Origin of the sequence: Variovorax sp. RKNM96, assembly GCF_017161115.1 — a bacterium.
GTDB lineage: Bacteria > Pseudomonadota > Gammaproteobacteria > Burkholderiales > Burkholderiaceae_C > Variovorax.
In genome coordinates this window covers 7055211-7078468 of sequence record NZ_CP046508.1, presented here as the reverse complement: position 1 = coordinate 7078468, position 23258 = coordinate 7055211, and the positions used below count along the sequence as shown (strand labels likewise).

The following is a 23258-nucleotide window of genomic DNA, read 5'->3' as shown; positions in this document are numbered from 1 at the left end:
AACGTCAGGGTCAAGGGGTGGCGGGGCCGGCTGTCGAACTTTTTTGCTGAAGCACGGCGATGGTCTGCAGCAGGTAGTCGCGCGCTGCGGGCCCGACCACGGCGGCGGCCTGCAGCACCGGCTCCGAGGCCATGGCCTTCATCAGCCGCCCGGCCAGCGCCGGGTCGTGGTCGGTGAAGGCATCGAAGAGCCGCACCCAGGCGAGCGCGATGGCCTGCACGGCATCGTCTTGCGGCGGTACGCCGCGCGCCTGAAGAGCGGCGAGTTCTTCGCCGAGCCGGCGCCATTCGTCTTCGGGCGGCTTGCCCAGGCGCGCGAAGTCCTCGGTGTCCAGGTGGCGCAGCAGCGCGGCCATGCGCAGGCCGATGGCCGCGCCGATGTAGTCGATCAGTTCGGCCGGCGGACCGTCGTCGCGCCGCGCCACCGGCTCGCGCCGGTACATCTCGCCCCAGCGCGTGACCAGGTCGTAGTTGCCGTCCATCCACTGGCCCATGAGGTTCATCCAGCGGTAGGCGAGCGGCTGCACTTCGAGCGCATCGGATGGCACGCCGCGCGCCATCAGCGCGGCCACCTCGGCGATGAGCGGGGGCCACTGGTCGGCCACGACGCGCCAGTTGGCCATCACCGACTTGATCTCCGCAGGGCTGAAGTAGCGACCGTAGGCGGTCATCTGCTCGAGCGTGGCGAGCCAGTCCTGCATGTCGGGCTGGGCGCCTTCGGCGAGCCGTTCCTCGAGCAGGGCGAGCCGTTCGCGCAGGACCGAGGCCTCTGCGATCTGCTGGTCGAGCGACGCGATCTGGCGCTGGATGATCGTGGGCAGCGCGCCGCTTTCAGCGCCGAGCAACCCGCCGATTTCCGCCAGCGGAAGCCCCAGCAGCCGCAGCGCCTGGATGGCGTGCAGCCGGCCGATGTCGGCGGCGTTGTAGAGCCGGTAGCCGGCGTCCGAGCGCGCCGAGGGGGCGAGCAGCCCGATGGCGTCGTAGTGGTGCAGCGTGCGCACCGTGAGGCCGGTGTGTTTGGCGAGTTCGCCGACTTTGAGCAGCATGGTGTTCAGGCTCCGGTCTTCTTCAGCGGTCCGAGCCGGATGCGCTGGTAGCCGCGTGCGGCCGGGAGGGCGTCGACGATGTCCTCGCCGCTGTTCTGCCCTTTGCCGTTGACGAAACGATAGACCAGGTAGCGGCCCTCGGTCTCCATGCGTCCGCCGGGCGGGAACACCAGCAGCTTGTCTTTCTTGCCGAGGTAGAGCCAGCCGGGTGCATTGCGTTCGGCGAAATCGAGGCGCTCGAAGCGGCGGCTGTGCGGCGCGGCGGTGATCACGACGCCGCGCGGATAGCCGGCGGACATGAATTCGCCCATCACGACCAAGGCCCGGCGGTGTGTGCCCGTGCACCGTACGCGCACGTCCAGGCCGCGCGAATCATCGGGCTCGTGGCTGCCGAACAACGCGCGGCGCGGGCCTTTGCCCAGCTGGAGTTCGTAGATGGCGGTGTCGGCGATGGGCCTTCGGCTCGACAGCGTCGCGACCTGGCTGCGCCCGTCGCTTCCCAGCGCGCAGGAAGCCATTGGTTTGCCGATGGCCGGCCCGAGGGCGCCGTACGCCAACAGGGCGAAGGCCAGGCGCTTCATGGGTGCGCGCTATGCCTGCGCCGGTTCGGGTCCGGGGCCGGGCCAGCCCAGCAGCTCGGCCAGCCGCTGCACGATCCATTCGGCCTCGCCGGGCGTCACGCCGGACTCAGGCGTGGCGAGCCCGGCGTGGATGCGCCGCAGGATCTCGCTCTCGACCGGCACCTCGGTGTGGTGCTGGATCTGCGCGTGGTTCACCAGGTGGTTGGCCAGGTCCTCGCAGATCTCGTAGCGCTCGCGCACCACGCCGATCGGTTCGCGGAGGCGCTGGCGCGCATCGCTGTAGACCGCGAAGAACGAGGGCGGGATGAAGATCTGGTTGTCGTCGGACATCGCGGCCTTGTTTATAGCTGGCCCAACGACAAAACGCGCCCGAGGGCGCGTTCGTCGTGGCTCCCGGGGAGCCAGAGGGGCTGGATCAGCCGCCCTTCTTGGCGCGCTTGCCAGGGTTCTTCTTGCTGCGCGTGGCGGTGCCGCGTTCCAGGCTGACCTTCTGGCCGCCACCGGACTTGGGCAGCGTGTAGCCGGGCAGCGGCGTCGGCTTCGGGGTGGCAACGCGTTCGGCTTCGGTACGGAATGTCTTGGGCATGAAAAGCTCGGGTAAAAGTAATGTTCGAACCTGCAATTAGGCCACATCGAGGATTTCATATGCCAATAACCGAAACGGCGGGTGCCGTCGAGCGTCCGCGCTTCGTTTCGGGGTCGCTCTTGCGCCATGTTTGCGTGATGGCCGGCACCGGCGCCATCGGGCTGATCGCGGTGTTCGCGGTCGACCTGATCAACCTGTTCTACATCTCGCTGCTCGGGGAAAAAGAGACGGCGGCGGCGGTCGGCTTCGCGGGCGTGGTGGGGTTCTTTCATGCGTCGCTGTGCATCGGACTGACCATCGGCATTGCGGCCGTGGTGTCGCGCACGGTGGGCGCGGGACGCGCGGCGGATGCGCGGCGCATCGCCACCTCGAGCCTTGTGCTGATGACGGCCGCGTCGGTGGTTGTGGGCAGCGGCACAGCCTTCTTCCTGCACCCTGCCCTGCACGCGCTCGGTGCCGAGGGCGAGACGGCGCGGCTCGCGCAGCGCTACCTCGCGGTGACGGTGCACACGCTGCCGCTGTTGGGCCTCGGCATGGCGTGCTCGGCCCTGCTGCGCTCCATCGGCGATGCGCGCCGCTCGATGACGGTCACGCTCGCGGCGGCCTTCGTGACGGCGGTGCTCGATCCGATATTGATCTTCGGTTTCGGGCTGGGGCTCGACGGCGCTGCCATCAGCGCTGTGATCTCGCGCATGGTGCTCGCGGCCATCGGGCTGCATGGCGTGATGGTGAAACACCGGATGCTCGGGCGCTTCGAGGCATCGCAATTGGCCGGCGATGCGCGCGCCCTCGCGAGCGTTGCGGGGCCGGCGGTGTTGACGAACCTCGCGACGCCCGTGGGCGCCGCCTTCGTCACGCATGCGATCGCGCAGTTCGGGCCGTCGGCGGTGGCGGGCGCGGCGACCATCGACCGGCTGAGCCCGGTGGCCTTCGGGCTCGTCTATGCGCTGAGCGGCGCGGTCGGGCCGATCCTGGCGCAGAACCTCGGCGCCGGCCAGTACCGCCGCGTGCAGGAAGGGCTGCGCGACAGCCTGCTCTTCATGGTGGCCTCGGTGGCCGTCGCCTGGCTCGTGCTGGCGCTGGGACAGGGCGTGCTGATCCGCGCGTTCTCGGCCGAAGGACAAGCGGCCGAGCTGATCGCGCTCTTCTGCACGTGGCTCGCGGCGAGCTTCTTCTTCTCGGGCGGATTGTTCGTGGCGAACGCCTCGTTCAACAACCTCGGGCATCCGCTGCTGTCGACCTTCTTCAACTGGGGCCGCGCCACGCTGGGCACGATTCCGTTCGCCTGGTGGGGCTCGCACCACGGCGCGGCCGGCGTGTTGGTCGGACAGGCCGTGGGCTCGTCGATCTTCGGGTTGCTGGCGGTGGTGGTGGCGTTCCGGCTGGCAGCCAAATTGGCGCAGCAGGAACCGTCGATGAAGGCGCCCGCACCGGTGCTCGATGCCCCGGTGGCGCCGACCTCGGCGCATGGCGACGCTGCGGCGTTCGCCACGCCGCAGGCGGTGGCCGTTACTGGTCCTGCAGCGTCAGCAGGCGCACCTTGACCGACTTGCCCTTGACCCGGCCGCTGCCGAGCTTGTGCGCCGCTTCTGCGGCAATGGCGCGGTCCACCGCCACATACGTCGAGAACTCGTTGACGTTGATCTTGCCGACCTGGTCCTTCGTGTAGCCGCAGTCGCCGGTGAGCGCGCCCAGCACGTCGCCGGCGCGGATCTTTTCCTTGCGCCCGCCGACGATCTGCAGCGTGGCCATCGGCGGCTGCAGCGGCGCGCCCTTGCCGGGCGTGAGCTCGGCCAGTTCGTGCCATTCGGATTCGCGGCCCTGCAGCTGCTCGATCTTCCCGACGCTGCCCATCTCGTTCATGCTGGCCAGGTTCAGCGCAAGGCCTTCGGCATCGCCCGACTGGCCCACGCGGCCGGTGCGGCCAACGCGGTGGATGTGGATCTCGGAATCGGGCGTCACGTCGACGTTGATCACCGCTTCGAGGTGCGAGATGTCCAGGCCGCGCGCCGCCACGTCGGTGGCCACGAGCACCGAGCAGCTGCGGTTGGCGAACTGCACCAGCACCTGGTCGCGCTCGCGCTGCTCCAGTTCGCCGAAGAGCGCCAGCGCGCTGAAGCCCTGCGCCTGCAGCACCTCGACGAGGTCGCGGCACTGCTGCTTGGTGTTGCAGAAGGCCAGCGTGCTGACGGGGCGGAAATGGTCTAGCAGCAGGCTCACGGTGTGCAGCCGCTCGCTGTCCTTCACCTGGTACCAGCGCTGGCGGATCTTGCTGCCTTCATGCTGCGCCTGCACCGTGATCTGCTGCGGGCTCTTCATGAACTGCTGCGCGAGCTTGGCGATGCCTTCGGGGTACGTGGCCGAGAACAGCAGCGTCTGGCGTTCCTTCGGGCACTGGCGCGCGACCTTCACGATGTCGTCGAAGAAGCCCATGTCCAGCATGCGGTCGGCTTCGTCGAGCACCAGCGTGTTGAGCGCCGAGAGGTCGAGGTTGCCGCGCTCCAGGTGGTCCATGATGCGGCCCGGCGTGCCCACGACGATGTGCGCGCCGTGCTCCAGGCTGGCGATCTGCCCACGCAGCGCGACGCCGCCGCAGAGCGTGACCACCTTGATGTTTTCTTCCGCACGCGCGAGGCGCCGGATCTCGGTCGTGACCTGGTCGGCCAGCTCGCGCGTCGGGCACAGCACCATCGCCTGGATGGCGAAGCGGCGCGGGTTCAGGTTGGAGAGCAGTGCGAGCGCGAAGGCGGCGGTCTTGCCGCTGCCGGTCTTGGCCTGGGCGATCAGGTCCTTGCCGAGCAGTGCCGGCGGCAGGGCGGCGGCCTGGATGGCCGTCATCTGCGTGTAGCCGAGCTGGGTGAGGTTGGCCAGCATCTGGGGCGAGAGCGCCAGGGTGGCGAAGCCGTTTTCGTCGGCTTGGGCGCCGCCGGCTGTGGGATTGGTCGTGGTCATCGTTCAGCAGCCGGGACCCGGGAAAAACAAAGGCCTTGCCGGCGCCTTTCAGCGCCGCAAGGCCCTTCGTTCGTCGCGGATCAGCGGCGAGGTGCGTTGTTGTTGCCGGAGTTGGTCGGCGGCGGGCCGCGACGCTCCAGGTGACGGAAGGTGATACGGCCCTTGGTCAGGTCGTAGGGCGAGAGTTCGAGCGACACCTTGTCACCCGCCAGGATGCGGATGTGGTGCTTGCGCATCTTGCCGCCGCTGTAGGCGATCAGCTGATGGCCGTTGTCCAGCGTGACGCGGTAGCGCGAGTCGGGCAGGACTTCGGTCACTGCGCCGTTCATTTCGATCAGTTCTTCCTTGGGCATGCTTGGTTACCTCTGAATCTCGTTCGATGTGTGTTGGATATGAAGATGGGCGTGATTGTTTCAGCCTGCGCACGGCAAGGCGAGAGGCGCGTGGCGCTCGCGCACCCAGCCCAGGCCTTGGTCGATGGCATAGCCGACGGCGGCGGCGTGGCTCGCAAAACGCGGCGTGAAACGCATCACGCGGTCGTGCATGCCGCTGCCGTGGCCGGAGCGGATCGAGACGGAGGCGGCGAAATTGCCGTCGTCCTGGTGTCGAATGAGCGGGGAAACAAGGTACTTGCCCACCGCGATACTGTGTTGAATGATGTCCATGAAGCCTTGGCACAGCGCGCGAATGTTGAACGCGAAGTGCCTGAAAAATAATTGAAAACGGGCGTGGGCCGGCCGGAATGGCGCGGCGGACGCGCTATTCGCTTCAACAAGAACGAAGGCAGTGGTGGCAATCATGGGCGCCCGGTCTGGCGCTCCAACACACTGGGGAGCCGGCTGAAAGTGTGGGGGCCTGAAGAATCCAAGGGACAGTTGCAGGTCAGCCGGCAATTTGACGAAGTGCTTCGTCGTGGTATCGAAACGAACCCGCCATTATAGCTTGACGGGCATGACAGTTGCTCGTCTTAAAAGCAAGCCGGGGCCCAATGCCCACGCCAAGGACGGTCGTTCCTGCGAAGCTTGCTATTGAAAATATAGCGAAATACGCCGCAATCAGGCAGCCAGCGGCGATGTAGGCGAAGAAATCGCAGCCCGCGACCTGTGGGCCGCACGCAACATCAGGCCCAGCCCCACGAGCTGGCTGGCGGCGGCCGCCCAGCCCACGGCGCTCACGCCGAACAGCTCGATCACCACGCCGCCCAGCGCAGAGCCCGCCGCGATGCCGAGATAGATCGCCGAGGCGTTGAGCGACAGCGTCATCGGCGCGCGGTCCGGTGCCAGGCGGATCAGCCGCACCGCCTGCGCCGGGCCGAAGCCCCAGCCGGCAAAGCCCCAGAGCGCCGACAGCCCCACGATCAGCGGCAGCGCCACGTCGCGCGGCAGCATCTGCGCCGAGAACGACAGCCCGCCGAAGATCGCCACCAGCACCAGTGCGAAGGCCTGCGCCACGCGGTCGGCGCCGAAGCGGTCGGTGGCCCAGCCGCCAGTCGCGGTGCCGAGGGCGGCTGCGATGCCGATCGCGCAGAACACGGCGCTCACGCCCTGGGTGCCGAAGCCCACCGTGCCCGACAGGAACGACGCGATATAGGTATAGAAGCTGAAGCCGCCGGTGGTCCACAGCACGGAGGTCAGCAGCGCCGGCAGCACGCCAGGCTCGCGGGTCACCGAGAACGACGACGGCGCACGCGCGGCTGCGGCCGGCGCCGAAGAAGCCAGGCTGCGCGGCAGGCCGATGGCGATGCCCCAGGCGGCCAGTGCCGCCACCGCCGCGACCAGCAGGTAGGCCATGCGCCAGCCGCCCCAGCCCGCGATCCACGCGCCCAGCGGCACGCCGACGGCGACCGCCACCGTGCCGCCGCCCGTCACGATGGCGAGCGCCCGGCCGCGCAGCGCGGGCGACACCATCGAGGCCGCCACCGCGCTCGCGGTCGGCAGAAACACGCCGGCCACCAATCCGAGTGCGACCCGCGCCAGCGCCAGCTGCGCGAAGCCCTGCGCCATCGACGCGGCCAGCGTGATGCCGGAAAACGCCGCGAGGCTGGCGACCAGCAGCGGCCGCCGGCCCAAGCGCGCGAACAGCGCGGCCATCAGCGGCGAGCCGATGGCGTAGCTCAGTGCGAACAGCAGCACCAGTTGCCCGGCGCGCGCGGCGCTCACCTGCAGGTCGGCCGCCAGCATCGGCAGCAGGCCGACGACCATGAAGCTCTCGGTGCCCAGAGCGAAGGCGCCAAGTGCCAGCCACGCGAGGCTGACAGGCAGGCGTTCGGCGGGTAGTGCTTGCGGGGCGGCGAGAGGTTCGGTGTGCATGGCGGGACTCCGGTGAGCGTTCTGAGGCCTTCAGAATAGGCTTGCGATTGGCTCTTCAAAAGAACCACAATCGGCGAACTTCATGGAGCCACTTTTCGAACTCGCCATCCGCTTGCCGGACACCGGCTCGCGCGACCTGCTGCGCGAGGTGCACCGGCAGCTGCGCGATGCCATCCTCGATGGCCGCCTGCAGCCCGGCGCGCGGCTGCCCGCCACGCGCGCGCTCGCCGGGCGGCTGGGCGTGTCGCGCAACACCATGCTCGCGGCCTACGACCTGCTGCTGAGCGAGGGCTACCTGCTCGCGCGCCCCGGCGCCGGTACCTACGTGGCCGACACGCTGCCGCAGTCACGCTGGGGCCGCATGTCCAAAGGCGCCAAAGGCACATCGACCCGGCGCGACACGCGGCTGGTGCCGCTGAACGTGCCGGGCGCCGACCTCGCGCCCACGCTCCAGCCGCAACGCGCGCGCGACGATTTCCGCGTCGGCCTGCCCGACATCGGCGCGTTTCCCTTCGACATCTGGCGCCGCCTGTCCGACCGCGCGTTGCGCCGCATCGCGCGCGAGCCCGCCGACTACGCCGAGCCGCAGGGCCAGTCCGCACTGCGCGAGGCGATCGCGAGGCATGTGTCGTTCACGCGCGCGGTCGGCTGCACCGCAGACGACATCGTCGTCACCGCCGGCGCGCAGCAGGCCTTCGGGCTGCTCGCGCGCATCCTCGTCGTGCCGGGGCGCACGGTCGTCGCGGTGGAGCAGCTTTTCTATCCGTCGCTGCGCGAGGCCATGACCGCAGCGGGCGCGAAAGTGATCACGGTGCAGACCGATGTCGAGGGCCTCTGCGTCGACCGCCTGCCGCCCGAGGCACGCGTGATCTGCGTGACGCCCTCGCACCAGTTCCCGACCGGCGTCGCGATGTCGCCGCAGCGCCGCGCGGCATTGCTGGCCTTCGCGCGGGCGCGCAACGCGGTCGTCATCGAGGACGACTACGACAGCGAATTCCGCTTCGCCGGTCGCCCGCTCGATGCGTTGCAAACGCTCGACCGTGCCGAATCGGTCTGCTACGTCGGCACTTTTTCCAAGAGCCTGTTCCCCGCGCTGCGGCTGGGCTTCGTGGTCGCGCCGCCGTGGGCACGTGCGGCGCTGGTGCGGGCGCGCGAGCTGGCCGACTGGCACGGGCCGGTGCTCGGGCAGGAGGCGCTGGCCGCGTTCATCGCCGAGGGGCATCTCGCGCGCCACATTCGCAAGATGCGCAAGGTCTACGGCGCGCGGCGCGACGCATTGCTCGAGGCGCTGGCGAAGCACGGCGCGGGCCGGCTCGAGGTGATTCCTTCCGACGCGGGCCTGCACCTGTCCGCGTGGCTGCGCACCGGCACCCGCGACCACGCCGTGGTCGAACGCGCCGCCGCGGCCGGCATCACACTGCCGCCGCTCTCGCGCTTCGCACTGGACCCGGAGGCGCCCGATGTTCCCAACGGCCTCGCCTTCGGCTACGGGCTGATCGACGAATCGCAGATCGACGGCGCGATCCGCCGCCTCGCCGCGCTGCTCTGAGCGCTGCCCTTCGCGCACGCATTGGCGCTGCGCTCCTACAAGGCGCTCTGCGGGTGCGCCGGATCGTGGGTCTATTGCAAGTCGAAGAAAGAAGATCCCGATGAACACCGCCACGCTTTCCACCGCCCCCATGCGCTTCGACCCGTCCGTGGAGACGGTGGCCGACGACGAGCTCCAGACCCAGGCTGAACTCGTCGGCACGCTCCTGGGCATGTCCCGCACCATGGCCGACCACACCGGCCATGCCGCGCGCAGCGTGCACGCCAAGAGTCACGGGCTGCTGCATGGCGAACTGCGCGTGCTCGATGGCCTGCCCGAGCCGCTGGCGCAGGGCCTCTTCGCCACGCCGGGCCGCCACGCGGTCGTGATGCGCATCTCCACGCCGCCCGCCGAGATGCTGGACGACCGCGTCTCGCTGCCGCGCGGCATGGCGCTCAAGGTGATGGATGTCGAAGGCGAGCGCGTGGAAGGCTCGGAGGCCCACACCACACAGGACTTCCTGTTCGTCGACGGCCCGGTGTTCCCCGCGCCCGATGCGAAGGGGTTCCTGAAAAGCCTGAAGCTGCTCGCCGGCACCACCGACAAGGCGCCCAACGCCAAGCGCTTGCTCTCGAGCGTGCTGCGGGGTGTGGAGAAGGCCGTCGAAGCGGTCGGCGGCCAGAGCGGCACGTTGATCGCCATGGGCGGCCACCCCGAGGTCCATCCGTTGGGCGCCACCTTCTTCACGCAGGTGCCGCTGCGCTACGGCAACTACATCGCGAAGCTGCAGCTGGCGCCGGTCTCGCCCAACCTGGTGGCGCTGGAGGGCCGGCCCATCGACCTGGACGACAAGCCCGACGGCACGCGCGAAGCGGTCATGGACGTCGTGCGGCAGCAGCCCGCCGAATGGGAACTGCGCGTGCAGCTGTGCGTGGACCTGGAGCGCATGCCCGTGGAAGACGCCTCGGTCGAATGGCCGCAGGACCTGAGCCCCTTCGTGCCTGTGGCGCGCATCACCGTGGGCCCGCAGGCCGGCTGGAGCGACGACCTTGCACGCGAGATCGACGACGGCATGGCCTTCAACCCCTGGCACGCGCTGGCCGCGCACCGGCCGCTGGGCAACGTGATGCGTGCGCGCAAGGCCGCGTATGCCGCCTCGTCGAACTACCGCAGCGAACGCAACGGGTGCCCGCTGCACCGCTGAGCAAGCATCAGCCCAGGCCGAGCATCTTCCGGTTCCACGCCACGTCCACGCCGCCCGCCGCGAAGTCGTCGAAGGCCCGGTCGGCCACGCGGATGATGTGGTCGGCGATGAAGGTCGCGCCCTCGCGCGCGCCGTCTTCGGGGTGCTTGATGCAGCACTCCCATTCGAGCACCGCCCAACCGGGGAAGTCGTACTGCGCCATCTTCGAGAAGATCGCCTTGAAGTCCACCTGCCCGTCACCCAGCGACCGGAAGCGCCCGGCCCGGTTGATCCAGCTCTGGAAGCCGCCGTACACGCCCTGCTTGCCGGTCGGGTTGAACTCGGCATCTTTCACGTGAAAGATCTTGATGCGCTCGTGGTAGTGGTCGATGTACGCGAGGTAGTCGAGCTGCTGCAGCATGAAGTGGCTCGGGTCGTACAGCAGGCAGGCGCGTGGATGATTGCCGACGCGCTCCAGGAACATCTCGTAGCTCACGCCGTCGTGCAGGTCTTCGCCGGGGTGGATCTCGTAGCCCACGTCCACGCCCGCGGCGTCGAAGGCGTCCAGGATCGGGCGCCAGCGGCGCGCGAGTTCGTCGAAGGCTTCCTCGATGAGTCCCGGCGGGCGCGGCGGCCACGAGTAGAGGTAGGGCCACGCCAGCGCGCCCGAGAAGGTCGCGTGCGCCGTGAGCCCGAGGTTGGCCGAGGCCTTGGCCGCGAAGTGCAACTGCTCCACCGCCCACTGCTGGCGCCGCACCGGATCGCCGCGCACCTCGGGCGCCGCGAAGCCATCGAAGCCCGCGTCGTAGGCCGGGTGCACCGCGACCAGCTGGCCCTGCAGGTGCGTCGAGAGCTCGGTGATTTCCAGCCCGTGCTTGGCGAGCGTGCCCTTCACTTCCTCGCAGTAGGTCTTGCTCTCGGCGGCTTTCTTCAAATCGAACAGGCGCGCATCCCAGCTCGGGATCTGCACGCCCTTGTAGCCGAGGCCGGCGGCCCATCCGGCAATGCCGTCGAGCGTGTTGAAGGGGGCGGTGTCTCCGGCGAACTGGGCCAGAAAAATGGCGGGGCCCTTGATCGTTTTCATGGCTTGTCTTCCTTATGCGTCGTGGCGGCGTTGAAAGCATACTTGGCGTGTCGTCCGACCCCGTGCGAGAGGCCAAAGAGCCACAATGGACTTTCCTTTTCGCACCTCCCGCTCAGTTCGCGCTGACAGTCCCGCGATGACGCAACCTGTTTCCGCCCGGCTCAAGATCGGCCTGTCCGCCTGCTTCTCGCACGCTGATCCGGCCCGCTCGCTCTTCACCAACAAGACGCTGCAGTACGTCGAGCAATCGATCGCCCACTGGCTCATGTCGGCCGGCGCGATGGTCGTGATGGTGCCCTGCCCCACTGGTGAAACCGCGCGCGGCGACACCAAGCTCTCGCACTATGCGGAATGGCTCGACGGCGTGGTGATGCACGGCGGCGCCGACGTCTGGCCCGGCAGCTACGGCGAAGTGCCGCTGAAGGATGCCTGGATCGGCGACCAGATTCGCGACCTCTACGACCTGGCATTGGTCGAAGCCTTCGAGCAGGCCGGCAAGCCCGTCTTCGGCGTGTGCCGCGGGCTGCAGCTCATCAACGTGGCCTTCGGCGGCACGCTCTACCAGGACATCGAGGAACAGCACGAGGGCGGCTTGCGCCACCGCGATCCGGTGACCTACGACCAGAACTTCCACGAGATCGAGATCGTGCAGGGCACGCGCCTCTCCAAGCTCTACCCGCAGGTGGAGACCGCGCGCGTCAACAGCATCCACCACCAGGGCATCAAGGGGCTCGCCCCGGGATTCGAGATCGAGGCCTGGAGCCTGCCCGACCGTGTGCCCGAAGCCATCCGCCGCCGGCCCGACCGTGGCCGCAGCTACATCGCCGCGACCCAGTGGCACCCCGAATTCCACAAGTACGGCAGCACCGAGACGGTCGACGACACGCCGATCCTGCATGACTTCCTGTGGGCCTGCGCGACCGCCAAGGTCGCGCCGAAGACGCCGCCGCGCTCGAGCTCCGGCAAGATCCGCGACCGTGCGGCGCGGGTGTTGCGCCAGGCGCTGCTGCGGCGCTGACGCGCGCCGGCTGACTAGCGGCGGTCGGAGCGGCTCGTGCCGCCGCTGACGCTGGCGTCGATGGTGCCGAACACGGTGACGCCGCTGCCGGACGAAGTACCGCTGGTCGAGCCCGCCGAACCGGTGCCGGCGCAGCCCGCCATCAATGCGCCCATGGCAATGGCGAGAACGGCGGCAATGAATGGCTTCACATCAAACTCCAGGCAAGGGTGGGATTGCGGACCACTATAGGCCGGGGCCTTTCCCGGTCCTGTAACAACACACCCGCGGGCGGCAGGGTTGTTGATCTTGAAGAAAAACTTCAAGGTGCTTCGTCGATTGAATGGCTTATCAAGATGAAGCGGCGCGCGCAAAGTCCAGTCATCGGGCTTTTCGCCAGCACAAAGGACAACGCCATGGCTTCCGCTTCTTCTTCGAACACCCCCAAGACCTGGTTCATCACCGGCGTCAGCAGCGGCTTCGGCCGCGCGCTGGCGCAGGAGGCGCTCGCCGCCGGCCACCGCGTGGTCGGCACGCTGCGCAACGAAACCGCGCGCGCCGAATTCGACGCGCTGCAACCCGGCCGCTCGTTCGGCCGCCTGCTCGACGTCACGCACTCCGCCGATGTGGACCGCGTGGTCGCCGAGGTCGAGGCCTCGGTCGGCCCCATCGACGTGCTGGTCAATAACGCGGGCTACGGCCACGAAGGCACGGTCGAGGAATCGTCGCTCGACGAACTGCGCCAGCAGTTCGAGGTGAACGTGTTCGGCGCCGTCGCCATGGCCAAGGCCGTGCTGCCCTTCATGCGCGCGCGCCGGCGCGGGCACATCCTCAACATCACCTCGATGGGCGGCATCGTGACCTTTCCGGGGCTGGGCTACTACCACGGCAGCAAGTTCGCGCTGGAGGGCATCTCCGAGGCGTTGGGCAAGGAAGTGGCGAGCTTCGGCATCCACGTGACGGCCGTGGAGCCCGGCGGCTTTCGCACCGACTGGGCGGGCCGCTCGATGGTGCGCGCGCCGCAGAGCATTGCCGACTATGCGCCGGTGATGGGCCCGGTACGCGAGGCGCGGCTGGCGCGCAGCGGCAAGCAGGCGGGCGATCCGGCGAAGGCAGCGCGCGCGATGATCCAGATCACCGAAGCCGCAAATCCGCCCGCGCACCTGCTGCTCGGCCCGGATGCGGTGAAGGTGGTGCGCGAGAAGCTCGGCCTGCTGCAGGAAGAGATCAAGGCCTGGGAGGCGCTGTCGGTCTCGACCGACTTCTCCCCGGCCTGATCGGAGTGCCTATTCGGGCTTCGCGCCCGAGGCCTTGACCGCCGCGCCCCAGAGCCCGATCTCGCTCGCCACGAAGTGGTCGAACTCGGCGCCGCTCGTGGGCGCGGGTTCGGAGCCCCGCTCGCGGATGAAGCGTGCCATCTGCTCCGTCTTCAGGATGTCGGTCACCTCGTGGTTCAGCCGTTCCACGATCTCGGGCGGCGTGCCGCGCGGCGCCATCAGGCCGAGCCAGCCGACGGCCTCGAAATTCTTCGTGCCCGCCACGCCGCTTTCGCGCACGGTCGGCACCTCGGGCAATTGCGACGAGCGCGTGGCGGAAGTCACCGCCAGCGCAATGGCCTTGCCCGCCTTGATGTGCGGCAGCGCGGCCGTCACCGAATCGACCATCAGCGGCACCTGGTTGCCCAGGAAGTCCGACTGCGCCGGCCCGCTGCCCCGGTACGGAATGTGCGTGATGAACACATGCGCCGCCGACTTGTACATCTCGCCCGACAGGTGCTGCGTGCCCCCGATGCCGGCGCTCGCATAGCTGAGCTTTCCGGGCTCGGCCTTGGCGCGTGCCGTGAGGTCGGCCAGCGTGCGGATGCCGCTCTCGGGCGTGGCAAGAAACACCAGCGGCACCTTCGCAATGAGCGAGATGCCGACCAGGTCCTTGCGCGGATCGAAGCCCGGCTTGGCATAGAGCGTCTGGTTCACCGCCATCGCGCTGCCGGCCACCACCAGCGTGTAGCCGTCGGGCGCCGCGCGCACCACGAACTCGGTGCCGATGTTGCTGCCCGCGCCGGCCTTGTTGTCGATGATCACCGGCTGGCCCAGCCGCTTGCCGAGCTGTTCGGCGAGCGCGCGGGCAAAGATGTCGGTGGCCTGCCCCGGCGGGAAAGGCACGACCAGCTTGACGGGCCTGTCAGGCCACGCGGCGGCCTGGGCAAGGCCCGCGCCGCCCAGCAGCATGCTCGTGGCCAGCGCGGCGGCGAGGTGTCGGCGCTGCATGCCGCGTCAGGCCGCGTCGGGCGCCGAGAGGTGCTTGCCCACGATGCCCGCGAGTTCGAACATCGTCACCTGGTCCTTGCCGAACACGGGCTTCAGCTTCGCGTCGGCATTGATCGCACGCTTGTTGGTCGCGTCCTGCAGGCCGTTGGCCTTGATGTAGTCCCACAGCTTCTTGATGACCTCGGTGCGCGCCACGGGTTCGGCGCCGATCACCGCGGCCAGCGAGTCGCTGGGCTTCAAGCCCGCGCCCGGCTTGCGCGGCGCGGCGGCCTTCTTCGCGGCCGGTGCCTTCTTGGCCGCAGGCGTCTTCTTCGCCGCCACCTTCTTCGCTGCCGCGGTCTTGGCGGCCGGCTTGCCGAAGGTCTTGCGCGGCGGGAACTTGCTGCCGCCTTCGCGCGGCGCGAATTCGAAGGTCACCTTGCCTTCTTCGGCGTTCCAGGTGAGGAAGGCCTTGAAGGCGCGGCGCGTGCGCATGCTCACGAACTTGTCGAGCAGGTCGGTCTTGCCGGTGGCCAGCAGCTTTTCCATCTGCGCGCGCTCCACCGGCTGCTGCAGGATGATCTTGCCGGTCTTGAAGGTGCAGCTGGGTGTCGGCTGCGCGTTGGTCGGCACCGACTTCTCGCAGACGTAGTTGCTGCCGTGCTCGAACACCGGCGCGCCGCACACCGGGCACGGGCCCACGGTGTCCTGCTCGCTGAAGTCGACGATCTCGCCGGTGTCGCCGTTCTTGTCGTCGCCGAAGTCGAACTCCAGCTTCCAGTTCTTCGATTCCTCCTCGTCGTACTTGAGGATGATCTCGGCGGTGAAGGGCCAGCCCGCCTTGGAGCGGAAGCCTTCCAGCGGGCCGATGTGCTTGTCGCGCAAGAGCGCCTCGGCCTCGGCCACCTCGAAGGTGCGCCCGGCCGGCGACTTGCCGAACGAGAAGCCGCAGGCGTCCTCGCCCGTGCCGCTCTTGCCCACGCAGCCGTAGCGGCGGTAGTTTTCCTTCACCACGCCGCCGCAGTTGGGGCATGGCGTCGCGAGCGTGGCGTAGTCGCCCGGCACGGTGTCGCGGTCGTACTCCTTGGCCTTCTTGACGATGTGCTCGGTCATGGCGGCGATCTCGCGCATGAAGGCATCGCGGCTGAGTGCGCCCTTCTCCATCTGCGCGAGCTTGTATTCCCACTCGCCGGTGAGCTCGGCCTTGGAGAGTTCTTCCACGCCCAGGCCGCGCAGCAGCGTCATGAGCTGGAAGGCCTTGGCCGTCGGGATCAGCTCGCGGCCTTCGCGCAGCATGTACTTCTCGGCAATCAGCCCTTCGATGGTGGCCGCGCGCGTGGCGGGCGTGCCCAGGCCCTTCTCCTGCATGGCCTCGCGCAGCTCGTCGTCGTCGATGGTCTTGCCCGCGCCTTCCATGGCACCGAGCAGCGTGGCTTCGGAATAGCGCGCGGGCGGGCGCGTCTTCAGGCCCTTGGTGTCGGCCGACTCGGTGTGGACGATCTCGCCCGGCTTCACCGGCACGAGGCGCTTGCCGTCCTTGTCGTCTTCCTTCTCGTCGTCCTGCGCTTCCTTGCCGTAGATGGCCAGCCAGCCCGGCTTGACCAGCACCTTGCCGTCGGTGCGGAACGGGTACTTCTTGCCGCCCTGCTCCACCGTGCTGATGCGCGTGGTCACCTGGTGCTCGGCGCTCGGGAAGAACACCGAGAGAAAGCGCCGCACCACGAAGTCGTACAGCTTCTGCTCGGCTTCGCTCAGGCCGCTCGGGGCCTGCAGCGTCGGGATGATCGCAAAGTGATCCGACACCTTGGCGTTGTCGAAGATGCGCTTGTTGGGCTTGACGTAGTTGCCGTCGACCGCCTGCTTGGCGAACGGTGCCAGGTGCTTCATGCCGCTGTTGGCGAGCATGTCCATGGTCTGCTTGACGACCGGCAGATAGTCTTCCGGCAGCGCGCGCGAGTCGGTCCGCGGATAGGTCAGCGCCTTGTGGCGTTCATACAGGCTCTGGGCCAGCGCGAGCGTGGTCTTGGCGCTGAAGCCGAAGCGGCCGTTGGCCTCGCGCTGCAACGAGGTCAGGTCGAACAGCGCGGGCGAGGCCTGCGTGGTGGGCTTGCTTTCTTCTGTCACCGTGGCGGGCTTGCCGCGCGCGGCGTTGGCGATGGCAACGGCCTCCTGCTCGTTCCAGACGCGGTCGGCGCGCTGCTCGGCATCGGGCTCGCCATTGGCCAGAAGCGGCGCGTTGGCTTTCTTCCAGTCGGGGTTGAACCACTTGCCCGGATAGTTGCCCGCCTCGGCCGCGAAGCTGCCGTGGATTTCCCAGTAGTCGCGCGAGACGAACTTGCGGATCTGCTCCTCGCGCTCCACGACGACCGACAGCGTCGGCGTCTGCACGCGGCCCACGGTCGTGAGGAAGAAGCCGCCGTCGCGCGAATTGAACGCCGTCATGGCGCGCGTGCCGTTGATGCCCACCAGCCAGTCGGCCTCGGAGCGCGAACGCGCGGCGTCGGCCAGGCCCTGCATCTGCTTTTCGGTGCGCAGCGCATCGAAGCCGTCGCGGATCGCCTGCGGCGTCATCGATTGCAGCCACAGGCGCTTGACCGGCTTGCCCAGCGGCGTCTTGCCGCCGGCGTATTGCTCGATCAGGCGGAAGATCAGCTCGCCCTCGCGGCCCGCGTCGCAGGCGTTGATGAGTTGCGTCACGTCCTTGCGCTTGGCCTGCTTGACCACCGCGTTCAGGCGCGTCTTGGTCTTGTCGACGGGCTTGAGGTCGAAGTGCGGCGGGATCACGGGGAGGTTGGCAAAGCTCCACTTGCCCCGCTTGACGTCGAACTCCTCGGGCGCCTGGATTTCGACCAGGTGACCGACAGCGCTGGTCACGACATAGCTGTCGTTCTCGAAATGCTCGTCATGTTTGTCGAATTTGCCGGCCACCGGCGTGAGGGCGCGGACGATGTCCTGGGCCACCGACGGCTTTTCTGCGATTACCAACGTCTTTGTCATCTATGGGCTCTCTATACTCTGCGGCTTCCCGCGTACGCACGCGCGCACACGCATGTGTGCATATTCAAACTAACAGACTTCGGCGATGCCTTCCAAATCCCCACAACTCGCCGGCCGCCGCATCCAGATGCGGCGCTCGGATGTCCACGGCAACGGCGTGTTCGCCGTCGACGACCTGGCCGAAGGCGAAACGCTGATCGAATACAAGGGCGAGGTCATCAGCTGGAAAGAGGCGCTGCGCCGCCATCCGCACGACCCGGCCCAGCCGAACCACACTTTCTATTTCCACATCGACGACGGTCGCGTGATCGACGGCAACGTCAAGGGCAACGACGCCCGCTGGATCAACCACTCGTGCGAGCCGAACTGCGAGGCCGACGAAACCGATGGGCGCGTTTATATCAAGGCGCTGCGCAACATCGCTGCAGGAGAAGAGCTCAACTACGACTACGGGTTGATCATCGACGAGCCGTACACGCCGAAGCTTTTGTCCGAATTTCCTTGCTGGTGCGGCTCCGAGCAGTGCCGCGGCACGCTCTTGACACCCAAGGATGAGGACGAAGAGAAGAAAAAGAAGAAGAAAGCCAAGAAGAAGGCTGAAAAGAAAAAGGCCGAGAAAAAAGAGGCGAAGAAAGCCGACAAGAAATCGGACGCGAAATCCGAAAAGAAGGCCGAGAAAAAGGCCGACAAGAAGAAGTCCAAGAAGGACTGAACATGGGCAGCACCACGGTCGCCTGGCACGAAGACCGGATCGCCGCATCGGTCGCGCCGCTGCTGCCGGGCTTCGCGGTCGAGGCCGTGGCCGAGATCGATTCCACCAGCACCGAGCTGATGCGTCGTGCGCGTGCCGGCCGCGTCGAGCCGGTGCTGCTGGTGGCCGAGCGCCAGACCGCCGGGCGCGGCCGCCTCGGCCGTGCGTGGCAGAGCGCGCCACAGAGCCAAGAGCAGACGTCGCTCCTGTTCTCCCTCGGCCTGCCGCTCGCGCCGGCCGACTGGTCGGGCCTGTCGCTCGCCGTTGGCGTCAGCGTGGCCGAGAGCCTCGATCCTTCGGGCGCGCACAAGGTCGGCCTCAAGTGGCCCAACGACATCTGGGTGAACGACAGCAAGCTGGTCGGCATCCTCATCGAGACCGCATTGCCGCATGCCGCCGGGCCGGGTGCGCCGCGCTACGTGGTGATCGGCATCGGCATCAACATCGGCGCGCGCGAAGCCGACGGCATGCGCACGCCGCCCGCATGGCTGCACCAGTGGCGCCCCGACGCGACCGCGCCCGAAGTGCTGCACGAACTCGCCGAGCCGCTGGTGCGCAACGTGCTCGCCTTCGAGGCGAAGGGTTTCACGCAGTTCGCCGAACGTTTTGCCGCGCGCGACGTGCTGCGCGGCCGCGAGGTGGTGCTGAGCGACGGCACCGCGGGCGTCTGCGAAGGCGTGGCCTGGAGCGGCGAGCTGCAGGTGCGCACGACCGCAGGCCTGCAGGCCATCAACAGCGACGAAGTGAGCGTGCGCCCTCGCGGCATGGCGTTCTGAACATCATCACCAGCATGAAACTGCGCCTGGCATTGATCGTCCTGCTGCTGGCCAATGCCGGCTACTTTTTGTGGGCGCGCGGCGATCTGGTGGGCTTCGGCCTCGCGCCGGCGAGCCTCAACGAGCGCGAGCCGCAGCGCGTGTCGCGGCAGATCAAGCCCGAGTGGGTGCAGGTGCGCAAGGACGCGAAGGCGGGCGCGCCCGCTCCCTGAGGGCCTTGCGGATCGCGCTCACGGCAGCGCCCCGCTCTCGAAACGCACCGTGAAGCGCGCGCCCGGCGGATGCTTGCCAGGATGCGCATCCTCCAGCTTCACCTGCGCGTGGTGCTGGTTCGCGATCTCCCGCACGATCGGCAGGCCCAGCCCCGAGCCGTCGGCCTCGTTGCCGAGCACGCGGTAGAAGGGCTCGAACACCAGCTCGCGGTCGGACTCGGCGATGCCCGGGCCGTTGTCTTCCACCTGCAGCAGCAGCACATGGCCGAAGGGGTCGGCCAGCACGCGCGCGGTGATCACGCCGGGGTGCTCGGGCGTGGAGGGCGTGTAGTTGAGCGCGTTGTCCACGAGGTTGCGCACCAGCTCCTTCAGCAGCGTCGGGTTGCCGTCGAACATCACGCCGGGCGCGCCGGCCTCGGCGCCGTCGTAGCCCAGGTCGATGCGCTTTTCGATCGCGCGCGGCACGGCTTCGCGCACCACCTCGATCGTGAGCCGTGCGAGGTCGCACGGCTGGCGGTGCGTGTTGGCGCTGTTGCCTTCGGCACGCGCGAGCGACAGCAGCTGGTTCACCGTGTGCGTGGCGCGCACGCTGGCGCGGCCGATCTGCTTGAGCGACTGCTTGAGCTCGTCGGCATTGGCGCCCTCGCGCTGCGCGAGGTCGGCCTGCATGCGCAGGCCCGCGAGCGGTGTCTTGAGCTGGTGGGCCGCGTCGGCGAGAAAGCGCTTCTGCGTGTCGATCGAGTCGTTGAGCTTGTTCAGCAACTCATTGACCGACGACACCAGCGGCACCACTTCGAGCGGCACCGACGATTCATCGAGCGGGCTCAGGTCGCCGGGGCGCCGTTCGCGGATGCGCGCCTCCACCACCGACAGCGGCTTGATGCCGCGCACCAGCGCGAGCCAGATCAGGAGCACCGCGAGCGGCAGGATCGCGAACTGCGGCAGCAGCACGCCCTTGATGATCTCGGTGGCGAGCACCGACTGCTTCTCGCGCGTCTCGGCCAGCTGCAGCAGCGTGGGCGGCACGTCTTCGACGCCGCTGGCGATCCACAGCGAGGCCACGCGCACTTCCTTGCCGTGCAGGGCGCTGTTGTGCAGGAACACCTGGCCGGGCGGCAGCGGCTCGTCGAGGCCGGGCATCGGGAGGTCGCGATCGCCGCTGAGCAGCGTGTCGTGGCCGTCGAGCAGCTGGTAGTACACATGGCCGGCGTTGTCGGCGCGCAGGATCTCGCGCGCCGGCTGCGAGAGCACGAACTGCGTCTGCCCGTCCTTCACCGTCACGAGTTCGGCCAGCGCCTTGACGTTGTGCTCGAGCGCGCGGTCGAACGGCGCATTGGCGATGCCCTGCGCCACCAGCCAGGTGACGCCGATGCTCACCGGCACCAGCAGCAGGAGCGGCGTGAGCATCCAGTCGAGGATCTCGCCGAAAAGCGAGCGCTGGGCGCGCTGGAAAAGCTTCATCGGGCCGAGCCCTCCGGCATGCCGCGCACGTCGCGCATGCGGGGCGGCTGCGCCATCGTCACTGGATCTTTTCGAGGCAGTAGCCCAGTCCGCGAACCGTCGCGATGCGCACCGGGCCCTTCTCGATCTTCTTGCGCAGGCGGTGGATGTAGACCTCGATCGCGTTCAGGCTCACCTCTTCGCCCCATTCGCAGAGGCGGTCGACCAACTGGTCCTTGCTCACCAGCCGGCCGGCGCGCTGCAGCAGCACTTCGAGCAGGCCGAGTTCGCGCGCGGAGAGCTCGATCATCTTGCCGTCGATGGTCGCCACGCGGCCGGCCTGGTCGTAGACCAGCGGGCCGTGGCGGATCGCGTTGCTGGTGGCGCCCATGCCGCGGCGGGTGAGGGCGCGCACCCGCGCTTCGAGTTCCTGCAGGCTGAAGGGCTTGGCCATGTAGTCGTCGGCGCCGTGGTCCAGGCCCTTGACGCGTTCTTCCACACTGTCGGCGGCTGTGAGCACCAGCACGGGCAGCTGCGAGCCGCGGGCGCGCAGGCGCTTGAGAATCTCGATGCCGTGCAGGCTGGGCAGGCCCAGGTCGAGGATCAGCAGGTCGAACTCGCTGTGGGTCATGAGCGCGGTGTCGGCCTGCGAGCCGTTGGCCACATGATCGACCGCCGCGCCCGAGGTGCGCAGGCTGCGCAGCAGGGCATCGGCGAGCACCTGGTCGTCTTCGGCAATCAGTATTCGCATGAGCCACCTCCGGCCGGTTCGGGCGCCGCGGCGGCGCCGTTTATTTGTCTCTCTGGCGGAGTCTAGCCCGCTGTGTAGGCTTCGAGTCCGATGGTTACCACGGTGGCGATCTCGTCGCCGACGCTGCTGCGGAACTCGCGCTCGGCCTGCGTCACCGCGCTGCGAAAGGCGTCGAGCCAGGCCAGGCCGTCGGCGGTGAAGAGCACGCGCCGCGCGCGCGCATCGAGCGGGTCGGGCCCGCGCGTGACCAGCCCCCAGGCCTCGCACTGGTCCACCAGCGCGCCCATGGCCTGCTTGGTCATGCCGGCGCGCTCGGCCATCTCGGTCAGGCGCGAGCCCTCGCGCGCGAGATGCCGGGTGATGTGGATGTGCGCGGCGCTCACCTGGGCGCGCGCGGCGAGGTTCGAGAGGGCGAGCGGCACGTCGACGTCGTGCGCCATCAGCGCCAGCACGCGCTCGTCGAATCGGCGCATCGCATGGCCCAGCAGGCGGCCCAGGTGGGTCTGCCGCCAGGCGTCGGGATCGGTAGGGAAAGCAGCTTCGGCCATGGCGCCAAATGGTAAAGCAAACTGACCAAAAAATGGGTTTACGGAAACCCATGAGCCCCTACACTACTGTTCAAGCATCCAGCCTGTGGTTAAAAGCAGATGGATCGAAACCAGACACAAACCGTTGATTTTCAAGGAGATTTCCACATGGACGCAGTCGTCAAGGGCGCAAGCATCTCGGTCGCCAACAGTGAAAAGGCCAAGGCCCTCCAGGCCGCGCTGGCCCAGATCGAAAAGCAGTTCGGCAAGGGCACGATCATGCGGCTGGGCGAAGGCGAGGCGCTCGAAGACATCCAGGTGGTCTCCACCGGTTCGCTGGGGCTGGACATCGCACTGGGCGTCGGCGGCCTGCCGCGCGGCCGGGTGATCGAGATCTACGGCCCTGAATCCTCGGGCAAGACCACGCTCACGCTGCAGGTCGTCGCCGCCATGCAGAAGCAGGCCGGCACCTGCGCCTTCGTCGATGCCGAGCATGCGCTCGACGTGCAGTACGCCCAGAAGCTCGGCGTGAACCTGTCCGACCTGCTGATCAGCCAGCCCGACACCGGCGAGCAGGCGCTCGAAATCGTCGACTCGCTGGTGCGCTCGGGCGCCGTGGACCTGATCGTCATCGACTCGGTCGCCGCGCTCACGCCCAAGGCCGAAATCGAAGGCGAAATGGGCGACTCGCTGCCCGGCCTGCAGGCCCGCCTGATGAGCCAGGCGCTGCGCAAGCTCACCGCCACGATCAAGAAGACCAACTGCATGGTCATCTTCATCAACCAGATCCGCATGAAGATCGGCGTGATGTTCGGCTCGCCCGAAACCACCACCGGCGGCAACGCGCTGAAGTTCTACGCCTCGGTGCGCCTGGACATCCGCCGCATCGGCACCATCAAGAAGGGCGACGAAGCCATCGGCAACGAAACCAAGGTGAAGGTGGTGAAGAACAAGGTCTCGCCCCCGTTCAAGACGGCGGAGTTCGACATCCTGTTCGGCGAAGGCATCAGCCGCGAAGGCGAGGTCATCGACATGGGCGTCACGGCCAAGATCGTCGACAAGTCGGGCGCCTGGTACGCCTACAACGGCGAGAAGATCGGCCAGGGCCGCGACAACGCCCGCGAGTTCCTGCGCGAGAACCCCGAGCTGTCGCGCGAGATCGAGAACAAGGTGCGCGAGTCGCTGGGCATTCCGCTGCTGGCCGCCGATGCCGGATCGGAACCCGAGAAGGCCGAGAAGCCTGCCAAGGCGCCCAAGGCCGACAAGGCGGCTGAATAAGTTCGATAGGGCGGC

General features: G+C 68.2%; 24 protein-coding genes. 9 read left to right on the top strand and 15 right to left on the bottom strand.

The genetic code is table 11. The features are described from left to right. Window positions 1–10: 10 nt before the first annotated feature. From GNX71_RS33025 to GNX71_RS33010, 4 genes are all read right to left on the bottom strand, one after another. Window positions 11–1045 carry a MerR family transcriptional regulator gene (locus tag GNX71_RS33025; protein ID WP_206176283.1) on the bottom strand — a complete coding sequence of 345 codons (1035 nt, stop codon included), beginning with the start codon at window positions 1043–1045 and terminating at the stop codon, window positions 11–13. Window positions 1046–1050: 5 nt separating this feature from the next. Further along, the gene (locus GNX71_RS33020) at window positions 1051–1626 is read right to left on the bottom strand and encodes a hypothetical protein (RefSeq protein WP_206176282.1); all 576 of its coding nucleotides are present in this window, start codon (window positions 1624–1626) and stop codon (window positions 1051–1053) included. Between the two features lie 9 nt (window positions 1627–1635). After that, window positions 1636–1956, bottom strand: a complete 321-nt coding sequence (locus GNX71_RS33015) for a hypothetical protein (protein WP_206176281.1) — start codon at window positions 1954–1956, stop codon at window positions 1636–1638. Window positions 1957–2041: 85 nt separating this feature from the next. Continuing rightward, window positions 2042–2212 carry a hypothetical protein gene (locus tag GNX71_RS33010; protein WP_172672148.1) on the bottom strand — a complete coding sequence of 57 codons (171 nt, stop codon included), beginning with the start codon at window positions 2210–2212 and terminating at the stop codon, window positions 2042–2044. 59 nt (window positions 2213–2271) lie between these two features. On the opposite strand from GNX71_RS33010, the gene GNX71_RS33005 reads away from it, so the two are divergent. Continuing rightward, window positions 2272–3756 carry an MATE family efflux transporter gene (locus tag GNX71_RS33005; RefSeq protein ID WP_206176280.1) on the top strand — a complete coding sequence of 495 codons (1485 nt, stop codon included), beginning with the start codon at window positions 2272–2274 and terminating at the stop codon, window positions 3754–3756. Here GNX71_RS33005 and dbpA read toward each other — a convergent pair. From dbpA to GNX71_RS32985, 4 genes are all read right to left on the bottom strand, one after another. Continuing rightward, window positions 3722–5164, bottom strand: coding sequence for an ATP-dependent RNA helicase DbpA (dbpA, locus tag GNX71_RS33000; RefSeq protein ID WP_206176279.1), 1443 nt, complete (start codon window positions 5162–5164; stop codon window positions 3722–3724). The genes GNX71_RS33005 and dbpA overlap by 35 nt on opposite strands. Before the next feature lie 80 nt (window positions 5165–5244). Next, entirely contained in the window at window positions 5245–5517 is a 273-nt protein-coding gene (infA, locus tag GNX71_RS32995) for a translation initiation factor IF-1 (protein ID WP_015867950.1), read from the bottom strand. 60 nt (window positions 5518–5577) lie between these two features. Next, on the bottom strand, window positions 5578–5829 hold the full coding sequence (locus GNX71_RS32990; RefSeq protein WP_206179820.1) for a hypothetical protein: 252 nt from the start codon (window positions 5827–5829) through the stop codon (window positions 5578–5580). A gap of 390 nt (window positions 5830–6219) precedes the next feature. Continuing rightward, the gene (locus tag GNX71_RS32985; RefSeq protein WP_206176278.1) at window positions 6220–7473 is read right to left on the bottom strand and encodes an MFS transporter; all 1254 of its coding nucleotides are present in this window, start codon (window positions 7471–7473) and stop codon (window positions 6220–6222) included. A gap of 82 nt (window positions 7474–7555) precedes the next feature. Here GNX71_RS32985 and GNX71_RS32980 point away from each other — a divergent pair, with 82 nt between their 5' ends. Both GNX71_RS32980 and GNX71_RS32975 read left to right on the top strand, forming a co-directional pair. Beyond that, entirely contained in the window at window positions 7556–9022 is a 1467-nt protein-coding gene (locus GNX71_RS32980; RefSeq protein ID WP_206176277.1) for a PLP-dependent aminotransferase family protein, read from the top strand. Between the two features lie 100 nt (window positions 9023–9122). Beyond that, window positions 9123–10205 carry a catalase family protein gene (locus GNX71_RS32975; protein ID WP_206176276.1) on the top strand — a complete coding sequence of 361 codons (1083 nt, stop codon included), beginning with the start codon at window positions 9123–9125 and terminating at the stop codon, window positions 10203–10205. Between the two features lie 7 nt (window positions 10206–10212). Here the strand turns inward: GNX71_RS32975 and GNX71_RS32970 are convergent, their stop codons facing one another. Further along, the gene (locus GNX71_RS32970) at window positions 10213–11268 is read right to left on the bottom strand and encodes a sugar phosphate isomerase/epimerase (protein WP_206176275.1); all 1056 of its coding nucleotides are present in this window, start codon (window positions 11266–11268) and stop codon (window positions 10213–10215) included. A 136-nt stretch (window positions 11269–11404) separates the two neighbouring features. Here GNX71_RS32970 and GNX71_RS32965 point away from each other — a divergent pair, with 136 nt between their 5' ends. Then, entirely contained in the window at window positions 11405–12286 is an 882-nt protein-coding gene (locus tag GNX71_RS32965; RefSeq protein ID WP_206176274.1) for a type 1 glutamine amidotransferase, read from the top strand. Window positions 12287–12300: 14 nt separating this feature from the next. Here the strand turns inward: GNX71_RS32965 and GNX71_RS32960 are convergent, their stop codons facing one another. After that, complete coding sequence (locus tag GNX71_RS32960; RefSeq protein WP_206176273.1) at window positions 12301–12477, bottom strand: hypothetical protein; 177 nt, start codon at window positions 12475–12477, stop codon at window positions 12301–12303. Between the two features lie 204 nt (window positions 12478–12681). Here GNX71_RS32960 and GNX71_RS32955 point away from each other — a divergent pair, with 204 nt between their 5' ends. Further along, window positions 12682–13542, top strand: coding sequence for an oxidoreductase (locus tag GNX71_RS32955; RefSeq protein ID WP_206176272.1), 861 nt, complete (start codon window positions 12682–12684; stop codon window positions 13540–13542). A 9-nt stretch (window positions 13543–13551) separates the two neighbouring features. Here GNX71_RS32955 and GNX71_RS32950 read toward each other — a convergent pair whose 3' ends face one another. Both GNX71_RS32950 and GNX71_RS32945 read right to left on the bottom strand, forming a co-directional pair. After that, complete coding sequence (locus tag GNX71_RS32950) at window positions 13552–14532, bottom strand: tripartite tricarboxylate transporter substrate binding protein (RefSeq protein ID WP_206176271.1); 981 nt, start codon at window positions 14530–14532, stop codon at window positions 13552–13554. 6 nt (window positions 14533–14538) lie between these two features. After that, on the bottom strand, window positions 14539–17508 hold the full coding sequence (locus GNX71_RS32945; RefSeq protein WP_206176270.1) for a DNA topoisomerase III: 2970 nt from the start codon (window positions 17506–17508) through the stop codon (window positions 14539–14541). A gap of 85 nt (window positions 17509–17593) precedes the next feature. On the opposite strand from GNX71_RS32945, the gene GNX71_RS32940 reads away from it, so the two are divergent. Genes GNX71_RS32940 through GNX71_RS32930 form a run of 3 tightly spaced genes read left to right on the top strand, consistent with a single transcriptional unit; the run spans window position 17594 to window position 19247 of the window. Then, window positions 17594–18220 carry an SET domain-containing protein-lysine N-methyltransferase gene (locus tag GNX71_RS32940; RefSeq protein ID WP_206176269.1) on the top strand — a complete coding sequence of 209 codons (627 nt, stop codon included), beginning with the start codon at window positions 17594–17596 and terminating at the stop codon, window positions 18218–18220. Window positions 18221–18222: 2 nt separating this feature from the next. Continuing rightward, on the top strand, window positions 18223–19035 hold the full coding sequence (locus GNX71_RS32935) for a biotin--[acetyl-CoA-carboxylase] ligase (RefSeq protein WP_206176268.1): 813 nt from the start codon (window positions 18223–18225) through the stop codon (window positions 19033–19035). A gap of 14 nt (window positions 19036–19049) precedes the next feature. Beyond that, window positions 19050–19247 carry a sporulation protein gene (locus GNX71_RS32930; RefSeq protein WP_206176267.1) on the top strand — a complete coding sequence of 66 codons (198 nt, stop codon included), beginning with the start codon at window positions 19050–19052 and terminating at the stop codon, window positions 19245–19247. A gap of 18 nt (window positions 19248–19265) precedes the next feature. On the opposite strand, the gene GNX71_RS32925 is transcribed toward GNX71_RS32930, so the two are convergent. The 3 genes from GNX71_RS32925 to GNX71_RS32915 all read right to left on the bottom strand — a co-directional run bounded on the left by GNX71_RS32925 (window position 19266) and on the right by GNX71_RS32915 (window position 21986). Then, window positions 19266–20708, bottom strand: a complete 1443-nt coding sequence (locus tag GNX71_RS32925; protein WP_206176266.1) for a sensor histidine kinase — start codon at window positions 20706–20708, stop codon at window positions 19266–19268. 58 nt (window positions 20709–20766) lie between these two features. Next, window positions 20767–21438, bottom strand: a complete 672-nt coding sequence (locus GNX71_RS32920) for a response regulator transcription factor (protein WP_176661219.1) — start codon at window positions 21436–21438, stop codon at window positions 20767–20769. Between the two features lie 62 nt (window positions 21439–21500). After that, the gene (locus GNX71_RS32915; RefSeq protein WP_206176265.1) at window positions 21501–21986 is read right to left on the bottom strand and encodes a MarR family winged helix-turn-helix transcriptional regulator; all 486 of its coding nucleotides are present in this window, start codon (window positions 21984–21986) and stop codon (window positions 21501–21503) included. Window positions 21987–22133: 147 nt separating this feature from the next. Between GNX71_RS32915 and recA the strand changes: the two genes are divergently transcribed. After that, window positions 22134–23243: a recombinase RecA gene (recA, locus tag GNX71_RS32910; protein WP_206176264.1), complete on the top strand. Its 1110-nt coding sequence runs from the start codon at window positions 22134–22136 to the stop codon at window positions 23241–23243. Window positions 23244–23258: the final 15 nt, after the last annotated feature.